Annotated in this window: 10 protein-coding genes; 6 read left to right on the top strand and 4 right to left on the bottom strand. The window is 44.9% G+C overall.

Annotated elements, in window-relative coordinates; translation table 11 throughout:
- Positions 1–156 precede the first annotated feature (156 nt).
- Positions 157–2,277 carry an anaerobic ribonucleoside-triphosphate reductase gene (gene nrdD, locus KI655_RS12390; protein WP_285405336.1) on the top strand — a complete coding sequence of 707 codons (2,121 nt, stop codon included), beginning with the start codon at positions 157–159 and terminating at the stop codon, positions 2,275–2,277.
- Between the two features lie 101 nt (positions 2,278–2,378).
- Complete coding sequence (gene nrdG / locus KI655_RS12385; protein ID WP_032552507.1) at positions 2,379–2,849, top strand: anaerobic ribonucleoside-triphosphate reductase-activating protein; 471 nt, start codon at positions 2,379–2,381, stop codon at positions 2,847–2,849.
- A gap of 92 nt (positions 2,850–2,941) precedes the next feature.
- On the opposite strand, the gene KI655_RS12380 is transcribed toward nrdG, so the two are convergent.
- Positions 2,942–4,327 carry an MATE family efflux transporter gene (locus KI655_RS12380; protein ID WP_285405333.1) on the bottom strand — a complete coding sequence of 462 codons (1,386 nt, stop codon included), beginning with the start codon at positions 4,325–4,327 and terminating at the stop codon, positions 2,942–2,944.
- Between the two features lie 190 nt (positions 4,328–4,517).
- Here KI655_RS12380 and KI655_RS12375 point away from each other — a divergent pair, with 190 nt between their 5' ends.
- From KI655_RS12375 to KI655_RS12365, 3 genes are all read left to right on the top strand, one after another.
- Complete coding sequence (locus KI655_RS12375) at positions 4,518–5,354, top strand: AraC family transcriptional regulator (protein ID WP_285405331.1); 837 nt, start codon at positions 4,518–4,520, stop codon at positions 5,352–5,354.
- 186 nt (positions 5,355–5,540) lie between these two features.
- Positions 5,541–6,725 carry an amino acid aminotransferase gene (locus KI655_RS12370; protein ID WP_285405330.1) on the top strand — a complete coding sequence of 395 codons (1,185 nt, stop codon included), beginning with the start codon at positions 5,541–5,543 and terminating at the stop codon, positions 6,723–6,725.
- Between the two features lie 12 nt (positions 6,726–6,737).
- The gene (locus tag KI655_RS12365) at positions 6,738–7,430 is read left to right on the top strand and encodes an ATP-dependent zinc protease (RefSeq protein ID WP_285405328.1); all 693 of its coding nucleotides are present in this window, start codon (positions 6,738–6,740) and stop codon (positions 7,428–7,430) included.
- 203 nt (positions 7,431–7,633) lie between these two features.
- On the opposite strand, the gene KI655_RS12360 is transcribed toward KI655_RS12365, so the two are convergent.
- The 3 genes from KI655_RS12360 to KI655_RS12350 form a co-directional block, all read right to left on the bottom strand.
- Positions 7,634–9,505, bottom strand: a complete 1,872-nt coding sequence (locus tag KI655_RS12360) for a methyl-accepting chemotaxis protein (protein ID WP_285405326.1) — start codon at positions 9,503–9,505, stop codon at positions 7,634–7,636.
- A 185-nt stretch (positions 9,506–9,690) separates the two neighbouring features.
- Complete coding sequence (locus tag KI655_RS12355; protein ID WP_285354122.1) at positions 9,691–10,215, bottom strand: hypothetical protein; 525 nt, start codon at positions 10,213–10,215, stop codon at positions 9,691–9,693.
- 84 nt (positions 10,216–10,299) lie between these two features.
- Positions 10,300–10,671, bottom strand: a complete 372-nt coding sequence (locus KI655_RS12350; RefSeq protein ID WP_285405324.1) for a YgiW/YdeI family stress tolerance OB fold protein — start codon at positions 10,669–10,671, stop codon at positions 10,300–10,302.
- 196 nt (positions 10,672–10,867) lie between these two features.
- On the opposite strand from KI655_RS12350, the gene KI655_RS12345 reads away from it, so the two are divergent.
- A complete protein-coding gene (locus tag KI655_RS12345) occupies positions 10,868–12,340 on the top strand; it encodes a cobyric acid synthase (protein ID WP_285405323.1) in 1,473 nt (490 codons plus the stop codon).
- Positions 12,341–12,344 lie beyond the last annotated feature (4 nt).

Raw genomic sequence — 12,344 nt, 5'->3', positions numbered from 1 at the left:
TAGTCAGCACTCCTCTTTTATTGATCCAAATCAATACCCGCGTTTGGTGGTTCTCGTTAAATACGCCACAATATCTAGTGTTAGTTAAACGATAAATCGCTCTATATAGTGTGTTTGTGGATAAGTCTGTGAATACCTAGAGAGTAAGGAGAAGTGGTGAAATCAATCGTAATCAAGCGTGATGGCTCAAGAGCTCCATTCAGCAGAGATCGCATTCAAGCTGCAGTGGAAGCAGCATCAGAAAAGTCAGATAAGGAAATTGCCATTTATGCTTTGAATGTGGCATTGGCTGTGGAATTAAAGCTCGAAGAGTACGATGAAGTTCATATCTCTGAAATTCAAACCATGGTTGAGAATGAGCTTATGCAGGGGCCTTATAAGTCTCTTGCTCGTGCGTACATTGAATACCGCCACGACCGCGATATTGCGCGTGAGAAGCAGAGTGCTTTGACACGCGAAATCGAAGGCCTGATTGAAGAGAGCAACGTTGACCTAATCAACGAAAATGCCAACAAAGACGGTAAAGTGATTCCAACACAGCGTGATCTTCTTGCTGGTATCGTGGCTAAACATTATGCGAAAACACACATTTTGCCACGTGATATCGTACAAGCGCACGAAAGCGGCGACATTCACTATCACGATCTAGATTACGCACCATTCTTCCCGATGTTTAACTGCATGCTGATCGACTTAAAAGGCATGTTAACTCACGGCTTTAAGATGGGTAATGCAGAGATTGATACACCAAAATCAATCTCAACCGCGACAGCTGTAACAGCCCAGATCATTGCACAAGTGGCGAGCCACATTTACGGCGGCACGACGATCAACCGTATTGATGAGGTACTAGAACCTTATGTAATGGCGAGCTACGAAAAGCACCTTCAGCTTGCGAAAGAGTGGGACATTCATAACCCTGAAGCCTTTGCTATCGCTCGCACTGAGAAAGAGTGTTACGACGCATTCCAATCGCTAGAGTACGAAGTAAACACGCTACATACGGCGAATGGCCAAACACCATTTGTGACGTTTGGTTTTGGTTTAGGCGAAAGCTGGGGATCGAAATTGATCCAACAATCGATCTTGAAAAACCGCATCGCTGGCCTTGGTAAGAACCGTAAAACAGCGGTATTCCCAAAACTGGTTTTTGCAATCAAAGATGGCCTAAACCACAAGTCAGATGATCCGAATTACGATATCAAACAGCTAGCGCTTGAGTGTGCGTCTAAGCGCATGTACCCAGACATTCTTAACTACGACAAAGTAGTAGAAGTGACAGGTTCATTTAAAACGCCGATGGGTTGCCGTAGCTTCCTAAATACTTACGAAGAAAACGGTGAGCTTATCCATGAAGGTCGTAACAACTTAGGTGTTGTGAGCCTAAACTTGCCACGTATTGCTATCAATGCGAAAGGTGATATGGCCAAGTTCTACGCATTGCTGGACGAAAAGTTAAAACTGGCTCGTCGTGCGCTAGAGACTCGAATCAGCCGTCTTGAAAACGTTAAAGCACGTGTTGCGCCGATTCTTTATATGGAAGGTGCGTGTGGTGTTCGTTTGAAAGCTGACGATTCGATTGCAGATATCTTTAAGAACGGCCGTGCTTCGGTGTCTCTTGGCTATATCGGTATTCATGAAGCGATGACTGCGTTATTTGGTACAGAAACGCACCTTTACGATGACACAGAAATGCGCAACAAGGCACTTGAGCTTGTGCAATACATGAAACGCGAAGTAGAGACTTGGACCAAAGAGACAGGGTATGCGTTTAGCCTATACGGCACGCCAAGTGAAAACCTATGTAGTCGCTTCTGCAGCATCGATACTAAAGAGTTTGGTGTAATTGAAGGTGTAACGGATCGTGGTTACTACACCAACAGCTTCCACCTAGATGTTCAGAAGAAGGTTAACCCTTACGATAAGATCGATTTTGAGATGCCTTACCCAGAGATCTCAAGTGGTGGTTTTATCTGCTACGGCGAATTCCCTAACATGCAGAAGAATATCGAAGCGCTTGAAAACGTTTGGGATTACAGTTACTCACGCGTGCCTTACTACGGTACAAATACACCGATTGATGAGTGTTACGAGTGTGGTTACAACGGTGAGTTCGACTGTACGAGCAAAGGCTTTACTTGTCCTAAATGTGGTAACCATGACTCAACCAAAGTGTCAGTAACACGCCGTGTTTGTGGTTACCTAGGCAGTCCAGATGCTCGACCATTTAACTTTGGTAAGCAGGAAGAAGTTAAACGTCGCGTTAAGCATCTGTAACTCGACACGACTTCTCATCTGTTAAGCGAAGACTCCCTCTCATGTTAGAGGGAGTTTAGTCATTTGAATCAAGCGGTCTTCTCCTAAATATCGGCAACTCTATGAATTATCATCAATATCATCCAATTGACGTCGTAAATGGTCCCGGTACACGCTGTACACTGTTTGTGTCTGGTTGCGTTCATCAGTGTCGCGGCTGTTACAATCAATCGACACAGCGCTTAGACTCTGGTCACCTGTTTACTCAGGAGCTTGAGGATCACATTATTGCCGATCTTAACGATGAGCGAATCAAGCGTCGTGGGCTTTCTCTGTCTGGTGGTGATCCTTTGCATCCAGCAAATGTGGCTGATGTCCTGAAACTGGTTAAGCGCGTTAAAAGCGAATGCCAAAACAAAGATATTTGGATGTGGACGGGCTATGAGTTAGATGAACTCGACGAAAAGCAGAAAGAGGTGTTGAGTTATATTGATACCTTGATAGATGGCCGTTTTGAGCAAGATAAAGCCGATCCTATGTTGGATTGGCGTGGTAGTTCTAACCAAATAATTCATCGTTTCACTGACATTTAATTTTTCTCGCTTAAACGAAGAAATAAGGGCTTATCCGCAGCTTAAACTGCAAATGAAGCCCTTAGATGTGAGTTCTTTAGTTATTCCCGCGACTACATTGTCGTCCTTGGTTGCTCTTCGATGAGATTGTTAATCCATTTCTTCGATTGAATGCGTTGGCTTGTGAGTGCGATTTTGACCAACTCTTCAAGTAAAACAATCAACATCACCCATTCTAACGGCCAGCCCAAAACCAGTGCTGTGTAGTACGCAAGTGGTATGCCGATCGCCCATTGCCCAAACAGGTCGATAAAAATACTGTAGTTAATATCGCCACCACTTTTTAGCACGCCACCAATTCCGACCATGTTGAATACTCGAAGTATCATGCCTAACGCAATTACCAGAGCAACATTAACAGCTGTCTCTTTTAGCTCTAAGTGAGTCAGGTCTATTAGGTAGACAATCACAGGCTTAGACACAAAGCACAGTAGGGCAAGCAGTATCGCAAGTCCGCAGCTTACTAGTACATAGCCCCATGCGGTGTTCTCTACTCTTTGGTAGTTCTTCGCTCCGATTTCGTTCCCAAGAATGATTGATGCCGCAACGGCAAAGCCCATAAACGCTGAAATCAAAATACTCTCTACGGGTGATAATAACGAGATGATTGCCAACTCACCCACGCCCATTTGCCCAACAATCACATTATAAATCAGGATTCCGCCTGCCCATGCGGTGTCATGAATCAGCATGGGCATCGCAATAGTGAGGTATTTCTTTCTGTGTTTAGCAATTATCGCCTGACGCCAGTTATCCATGGTTGGGAACAGTTGTGGGTAGTGCTTTTTCGCCAACAGGAGCAAAGCAATGGTCTGCACAAACCTCGACACTGTGGTGCCGATGGCTGCGCCGACGACGCCTAGCTCAGGGAAACCGAATAAGCCAAAAATAAGTAGCGCATTGAGTATCGCGTTGATCACAATGGCGAAGATACTGATTTTGGTTGGTAATTTTGCTTCACCCACTGACCGTAACGCGCTTTCGAGCGGCACAACGATAGCGGTGCCGATAAGGCTGGCTCCTGTTATCCAAAGGTAGTCCGTTGCCAGTTGGACGTAATCAGGGTCTGAGGCCACAACAGACACCACTGATTCAGGAGCCAAGATATAAACAAGTACAAACGGAATGATGGCAAACACAGACAGTGCCCATGATTGAGCAAGTGTACGTCGAATGCCGTTGAAATCACCCGCCCCAAAATATTGTGAAGCTAGCACGCTCACAGCGCCACTAATGCCAGAAACCATGATTAAATTGAAGAAAAAGATACGGTTCCCAACGCCTACTGCAGCTGTCGCTGCATCGCCAAGCTGATTGACCATAAAAATATCGACCACGCCAAGCAGCGAAAACAGCATTGTCTGTAGTGATACAGGTAATCCAATCTGAATCAGCTTGTTCCAAAACTCTTTGTCTAAATGACGATATGTAGAACGCATCGCATTTCCTCAGTTGTTTGTATGCGAGAAGTTTATCGACATTTGATTTGGCTGTATTTTTCGGTTGAATCATAAACTTTTGCCAAACTCTCCAAATCTCTCGTTCGATAAAGGCGTACTGCAAGGTCATGCGAACAGTTCAGTATATAGGTAGGAGTAAGGGCAGTTGACGAGGCGGGCGGCGATACCTATGAATGATAAGCAAGAACGCTATGAAATCTCAGAGAGTACCCATCAAGAGTTTGTCGACCAAAGCCATGTGCTCGCGTTTGAGCAACTTGGAATTGTTCAGTGTGGTACGGCTTCGTGTCGTGAGTTCTTTTCCGTTTATCGCAAGAATCAGCCGAAGCATATGCTGTTATTTACTGTAAGGGGTAAAGGTTGGTTAGAGAGTGGAAGTTGTCGCTATATCCTTGAGCCCGGTTCTTGTATTACTGTGCCAGCCGGAATTGAAAACGGATTTGGGATAGAAGAGGAGACATGGCAGATAGCGTGGATATTTCTTTCACCTGATAAAGCTTGGGCAAACATCAGCGATGAGATCAGTTACACCTTAACACCTGCTGCCGAAGTCGTTGCGTCTTGTATTCACACTTTGCTTCGGAGTATTTCTCTTCCCATCGATTTGGGTGGCGCGATTGCGATTCATAGTGTGGCTCAAATTGAATTCATGCTAAATGCACCAGTACCTCAAGAACAATCAAGAAACTCAATTCGTTTAAGGCGTGTGTTCGACAATGTACAGAAGCAGCTGCATAAAGAGTGGAATGTCCAAGAGTTAGCGAGTCTATTCCCGTGTTCTGAGCCTCATTTTCATCGTTTGTGTCAGCGGTATTATTCTCATAGCCCAATGACTCATATTATGCGGATGAGAATGGAATACGCAGCACGCTTGATACGCTCAAGTGACTGGTCGATTCAACATATCGGAGAGATAGTCGGGTACCCAAATGCGGCTAACTTTAGCACTCGTTTTAAGGCGTGGTCTGGGATGACGCCAAGGCAGTTCAAACAGAGCGCACCATAAACCATGATTGCTAAGCAGACAGTTGCGCCTGATGCTGTGCAATCGATGAGCGAAATTGCCTGATAAATCGACGGTTATCGGATTACTTATGGTAACTAAGCGCTTCTATTAAAAAATGTTTCTGATTTTACTACGATAATGTTAACGTAAAACTCATTACTTGAATTTCAAAGGGTTGTGACTTTCATGTTTTCACATCTACCAAAACCAACTTTAGATCCAATTCTCTCTCTTTCTGTGGCTTACCGTGGCGACGAACGCCCTGATAAGGTCGACCTAGGTATCGGTGTTTACCGCAATAACCAAGGTGAAACGCCGATCATGAAAGCCGTCTCGATGGCACAAGATATTGTTGTCGAGAACCAAAAAACCAAAGCTTATGTTGGCCTAGCAGGTTGCGAAGAGTTTAACCAAAGCATGGTTGATCTGCTTCTTAAGGGCACATCGGCGATGGATCGTGTTGCCGCAATTCAAACTCCAGGTGCAAGTGGTGCGCTGCGCATGCTTGGTGACCTTATGAAGGTAGCTCAGCCAGATACCACGGTTTGGATTTCTAATCCTAGCTATGTAAACCATCAACCTGTAATGGAAGCGGCAGGACTTAAAGTTAAGCACTATTCTTACTTTAGTCCTGAAACAAAACAGGTAGATACAGCCAGAATGCTTGAAGAGCTGTCTCACGCAGGTCCAAATGATGTAGTTCTACTGCACGGTTGTTGTCATAACCCAACGGGTGCGGACATCGACTTTGCGGCATGGCAGGAAATTACAGCACTTTCACAAAAGAATGGTTTCCTTCCATTTGTGGATATTGCTTACCAAGGTTTTGGTGATGGACTAGAAGAAGACGCGAAAGGTCTTCAATTCATGGCAGATAACGTCGAAGAGATGTTAATCACGACTTCTTGCTCTAAAAACTTTGGCTTGTACCGTGAAAGAACGGGCGCAGCCATTGTAGTGGGTAAAAACATCCAAGAAGTTGGAAATGCGAAAGGTAAGCTGCTAACACTGGCGCGCTCTACTTACACTATGCCGCCAGATCATGGTGCAGCACTAGTTAAAACAATTCTTCAAGATCAAGAACTAACGCGAATCTGGAAGCAAGAGTTGAGTGAGATGCAGGGACGTTTAGTCAATCTACGCCAAACGTTATGCAACGAATTACGAAATACTTATAACACATCACATTTTGACTTCATTGAAAGCCATAAAGGTATGTTTACTGTACTAGGCTTTAAAGAAAGCCAAATGAATCAATTACGTGAAGAGTATGGTATCTACGGTGTTGGTGATGGACGTATCAACATTGCAGGCCTTTCAGAAAATCATATTCCTTACGTAGCAAATGCAATCGCTAATGTATCAAAATAGAATGGTGACTGAATGTACAATTGGAAAGCAATTATAACCCTGATGTTAAGTGGTGGCCTTGTTGCTTGTTCGACGACGACTCAAGTTCCTGTCGAGCCAGAGCAGAAGCCACAAATCGAACAACCTATTGTGGACGAGTCGACGAAAGCGGAAGAAAAGGAAGCTGAAGCACCAAAAGAGGCAGAAAAAGAGGTTGAGAAGGTTGAAAAGCCAGCTGAACCTGAAGCTAAGCCAGTTCCACCTAAAGAGCCACCAGCTAAGAAAGTGACGAAAACAGCGGATGGCAAACTGATCCTAGGTGAAGAAGAGTGGGTATTTGTACCAGGCCTGAAAGAGGCGTTTAAAGCACGCGTCGATACGGGTGCGACAACCTCTTCAATCAGCGCGACAGATATTGTTCCATTCGAACGTGACGGCAAAGATTGGGTTAAGTTTAAGATTGAGCATGACGGCATTAAGAGCCAAGAAGTGAGCTTGCCAGTAGAACGCTGGGTTAAGATAAAGCAGTCGAGCGCAGAGGGCACACAACGCCGTGCTGTGATCGTTGCGAATATCCAAATCGGCGATCTTAAAGATAAAACGGAATTCACGCTTGCTGACCGTACACACCTGAAGTATCCATTGCTGCTAGGTCGTAGCTTCTTCAGAGACGTAGCTGTTGTCGATGTAAGTAAGAAATACGTGCAAGACAAAGTAACGAAATAGAGTTTCAGTTAGTTAACTAACATTGTCATTTGATACAAATAAAAATCCCGATAAGTGAGTCTTGTCGGGATTTTTTCGTTCTAGATGACTGTTCGTACTGGGTGACTGTTCGTTCTAGAGAGTTTTCAGCTGTAGATAAGCTTATATGCCTAGCACTTAGTCAGTAGTGCACTGAATATAGAGCTAGGCATCAACATCTGAATCTAGTATTTGAACAACTGAACTTGCGTATTGAGCTGTTGAGCAATACCACGCAGTTCTTCAGACAATTGACGAGAATTGTCAGCTTCGGTCGACATTTTGTCAGAAACATCATTCACTAATTGGATGTTCTTGCTTACTTCACCTGTAACGGTGCGCTGCTCAGACGCTGCGTTTGAAATATGAGAAGCCATGTCCGAGATCTGTTGAATCGAGGTTGCGATCTGCTCTAGAGCTTCCGTCGCGTTGTTTGCATCATCAACGCTCGATTGAGCAAGGTTCTGACTACGTTCCATTGATTCAACTGCAGATAGGCTGTTTTTCTGCAGCGTTTCAATCATCTCGCGAATTTCATCGGTAGAGCTATGAGTACGCTGAGACAGTACGCGTACTTCGTCTGCAACTACGGCAAAACCACGCCCTTGTTCACCAGCACGAGCCGCTTCAATGGCTGCGTTAAGTGCCAACAAGTTGGTTTGCTCTGCAATGTCCGAAATCGTCGATAGAATCGCATTGATATCCAGCGCGTTCTTTTCAAGCTCTTGAATGATGCCAGAGGCGTTCTCTACTTGCTCTGCAAGGTTGGTGATCGAATCTTGGTTGCGAATGATCACGCGTTTGCCTTGCTCGCAGTTTTCTGTAGAGCTGATAGCTGAGTCTGCTGTCATCTGCGCGTTATTAGCCACTTCTTCAGCCGTCGCAGACATCTCATGTACTGCGGTAGCGATCTGAGAGATCTCATGCAGCTGTACACTCAGTCCATCGCTGGTTTGGCGTGCAACACTGGTACTGACTTCTGACTGCTCGTTCAGTTGGCTAGAAGAGTAGGCGATGTCACGAACAATCTCTTGTAGCTTGGCGATAAACGCATTCACGTGCACCGCAAGCGTCCCAATCTCATCTTTGCTGTTGACTGAAATACGCTGTGTAAGGTCGCCATTGCCCTTAGACAAAGCTTCCATCGCTGTGCTTAGCGTTGTTAACGGTGCCAGTGCCTTCTTGATTACAAACATGGCAACAAACGCGATAACAATCAGCTGTAACATACCAAAAATCGCAGACTGGCGAAGTAGAGAGCGGTAAGACGCAAAAGACTTGGTCTTATCAATCACAATCGTGAAGTACCAATCGGTATGAGGGACTTTTTGGGCAGAAAGGAATGACTCAGAGCCAGAAATGAGCAGCTCTTCGAAATCTGGGCTGTTCGCGATCGACTTAATCTTCTGTGCAGAAAGGTTGCTAGAGATGTTCGCGACAGATTTAAGTGTTAGAGAAGGATCTTTGTGAGCAACAATGTTACCTGAGCCATCAACAAGGAATGCGTATACGCCCGGCTGTTCAACATTAACAATGTCGTTAACTAGAGTTGTGAGGTTAAGGTCTGCACCGATAACACCTGAGTAACCATTGGTATTAAAAGGGGATGCGATGGTGACAACCAGTTCATTGGTAGCAACATCTAGGTAAGGTTCGGTAACGACAGTGCGGCCTTGAGCCATCGGAGCTTTATACCAGTCTCTTGTACGTGGATCGTAACCATCAGGTACAGGTAGATCAACGCCTTGCAGAAAGCGACCATCGGAAAGACCGGCGTAAGCAATTTGGAAGCGTCCAGCATTGGTACTTTGAGTAAAGTAGCTTTCTGGTGAGTTTGTGTACTTGAAGGCGTCTTTTGCAGCGTTAACTACGTTGATTCGGCCTTCAATCCACTTTTCAATACCTGACACGTTAGAAGTCGTTAACGTGTTTGAGTATTGTTGAACTGAACGATACGTCTCATTGAGCAGTTGTTTGCCAGTGACGTAGGTTTGAATCATTGTCATCACAAAAATGATCACGACAAAGATCAGTGTCAGTTTATTTTTTATCGACATGCTGTTACCAACCATTACGGTACTCCATCTATCAGCAAAATTTGTGAGAGATTATCAGTACGTCATGTTGTGGTAAAGTGCTTTTATCAATAAATGGTTAAATATATGTTTTGCTTATATTAATGTCAGTAGCTAGCCGTATAACTTCAATCAACTTAACGAGTTTATTGAAGACTCAGCGAGGTTTAAAAACCAAATCGTGCCGACATAAGAATTTGGTGGCCGTAAGTACCGTTGTTACGCATATCAACACCTACAGACAATTGCTCAGTAGAGTGGAAGCGCGCACCAAATCCTACAATAGAGTTAGTACCATCGTTGTCGATTAGCTGACCAAGTCGAGCATTCACTTCAATGTTTGCCATTAACCATGCTTTTAGACCGACGTTTACTTCGGTTTTGATGCTGTTTTCGTCATTGCGTTCAATGTTGTGCAAAAGCATCTGGCCATAGATATCAGCAAACTGACCAATAGGACCATTAAAACCGACACCTGCTGCAGCATCCCAATCGCTCTCGAAGCCTGTATCGATACGACCAACCAGGTGGGCGTTTTGGGTAAATAGGGTTGTGAATTCACCACCAAAAGTGCTTGGGCTTGCACCCATACGGATCTCAAAAGTGTTGTAGTTGAAATTGTTTGCCGACGCAGCGAATGAACACAGCGCGGTTAATCCGATAAGTAGCGATTTTTTTGCGTAACCCTGCATGGTGACTCCAAATTTTTGTATTTCGGGCAGTATATACAAAAAAGCCTGCAATATGCAGGCCATTTTATTTAGAGTCAGTCGATATTAAAGAATCTGGATGTGGTCGACTTCGATTTCAGGTGTTTTGCCACCTTCGTATTCACCAAAGATGCGAACCTGTGTTTCTGCTGTTAGCGGTTGGCTAAGGTTAATATCATCGTCTAGTTCAATTTGAATTTCGCTCTGGCCGTCAGAGAAGATGAATTTGTCGTTACGTACCTGGCGAACAATCTTACCGTCAACAATAGCTTCTTGTTCAGAGAACATGCTTGTGTTTTCAAGCAGTGTTGCAATAGTTGTCGACTCTACAGGGCCAGTGTATGAGATGCCGCTGTTCTGGTCTTTGTCGCCGCCTGCTAGAGCGATAGTTGGAGCAAGGATAACTGATGCTGCGATTGCTAGGACTGCTTTTTTCATGATGAATACCTCATTGGTTATGTTTAGTTGAAACGTTTTGTTTCGATGAGGCTATTAAACAACACTGGGTTTGAATTCAGCGTGAGTAACACATTCATTTTCCATTCATTTTCATGAGCATCTTATTATCAATAACGCTACTATAGGGTGAATAGCGCAGCGGTTTTGCGACAAAAAATGAAGGAATGAAGTTTTAATGTTATCACCACTCAAGGCCCTTATGGTTCAGGGCACGACATCGGATGCCGGAAAAAGTGTATTAGTGGCAGGTTTATGCCGCGTATTAGCTCGACGTGGCGTCAAGGTGGCACCTTTTAAGCCGCAGAATATGGCTCTCAATAGTGCGGTAACCGAAGATGGTGGTGAAATTGGCCGTGCTCAAGCGGTTCAAGCCCAAGCGTGCAATGTTAAACCCACGGTTCACATGAACCCAGTCCTCCTCAAACCTAACTCAGATACCGGTGCTCAAGTCATTCTACAAGGGCGTGCCTTAACTAATATGGAAGCAACCGGTTATCACGATTACAAGAAAGTCGCGATGGATACGGTGATCGACTCATTTGAGCGCCTCCAATCGGACTACGAGAGTGTCATGATTGAGGGAGCAGGCAGCCCGGCGGAAATCAACCTACGTGAGAATGATATCGCTAACATGGGCTTTGCTGAGAAAGCGGACGTTCCAGTGATCATTATTGCCGATATTGATAGAGGTGGCGTCTTTGCTCATCTATACGGCACCTTGGCTTTGTTGTCTGAATCTGAACAGAACCGTGTGGCGGGATTCGTTATTAACCGTTTCCGCGGTGACATCAAACTATTGGAGTCTGGTCTAGATTGGCTAGAGGAAAAAACAGGCAAGCCAGTGATTGGGGTTCTGCCGTATCTACATGGCTTTAATTTGGAAGCGGAAGACGCGATTACCACAGCGCAGGAATCGAACGGTGATGCGAAACTCAAGGTAGTGGTACCTGTAATTACTCGTATCAGTAATCACACTGACTTCGATACTCTGCGACTCAACCCAGATATCGATTTGCGCTATGTTGGAAAAGGCGAACGCCTAGATAAGGCCGATCTGATTATATTACCCGGTACTAAGTCAGTTAGAGCCGATCTCGACTATGTGCGTGAGCAGGGCTGGGATAACGACATTAAGCGCCATTTACGTTTAGGTGGCAAAGTGGTGGGCATATGTGGAGGCTACCAAATGCTTGGTCAATCCATCGATGATCCAAACGGCGTAGAAGGTGTACCGGGCTCTTCTTTGGGTTTAGGACTGTTGGATACCACAACGATACTGACGCAAGAGAAAACTCTAACCAATGTACGTGGCGAGTTGACACTTAACGGGAAGACATCCATCGTCAACGGCTACGAGATTCACGTTGGTAAGACTCAAATCAAAGAAAACGGCGCACCAATACAGTTAGACTCTGGAGCCTTGGATGGTGCGGTTAATGGTGAGAACACCATCTTTGGCACTTATCTGCACGGTTTGTTTGATAACAGTGAAGCAATGGCATCGATTTGCGAGTGGGCGGGAGCTCATGCAGTGACAACGATTGACCATCAAGCGCTTAAAGAGGAAGGCATCAATCGAATTGCCGATGCGATTGAAGAACATATGAAGCTCGATCTTCTTTGGCCTGAGTTACGTGACATCCAATAATGAC

Origin of the sequence: Vibrio sp. D404a (genome assembly GCF_030248535.1) — a bacterium.
Taxonomy (GTDB): Bacteria; Pseudomonadota; Gammaproteobacteria; order Enterobacterales; family Vibrionaceae; genus Vibrio.
Note: the sequence above shows the minus strand (reverse complement) of the source record. Positions and strands in the feature narration are given on the sequence as shown.

Bases quoted from the DNA above. Each gene is read 5' to 3' on its own strand.
- KI655_RS12370 (WP_285405330.1), top strand. From the start codon at position 5,541: ATGTTTTCACATCTACCAAAACCAACTTTAGATCCAATTCTCTCTCTT.
- KI655_RS12355 (WP_285354122.1), bottom strand. From the start codon at position 10,215: ATGCAGGGTTACGCAAAAAAATCGCTACTTATCGGATTAACCGCGCTG.
- KI655_RS12375 (WP_285405331.1), top strand. From the start codon at position 4,518: ATGAATGATAAGCAAGAACGCTATGAAATCTCAGAGAGTACCCATCAA.
- KI655_RS12345 (WP_285405323.1), top strand. From the start codon at position 10,868: ATGTTATCACCACTCAAGGCCCTTATGGTTCAGGGCACGACATCGGAT.
- nrdG (WP_032552507.1), top strand. From the start codon at position 2,379: ATGAATTATCATCAATATCATCCAATTGACGTCGTAAATGGTCCCGGT.
- KI655_RS12380 (WP_285405333.1), bottom strand. From the start codon at position 4,327: ATGCGTTCTACATATCGTCATTTAGACAAAGAGTTTTGGAACAAGCTG.
- KI655_RS12350 (WP_285405324.1), bottom strand. From the start codon at position 10,671: ATGAAAAAAGCAGTCCTAGCAATCGCAGCATCAGTTATCCTTGCTCCA.
- KI655_RS12365 (WP_285405328.1), top strand. From the start codon at position 6,738: ATGTACAATTGGAAAGCAATTATAACCCTGATGTTAAGTGGTGGCCTT.
- KI655_RS12360 (WP_285405326.1), bottom strand. From the start codon at position 9,505: ATGTCGATAAAAAATAAACTGACACTGATCTTTGTCGTGATCATTTTT.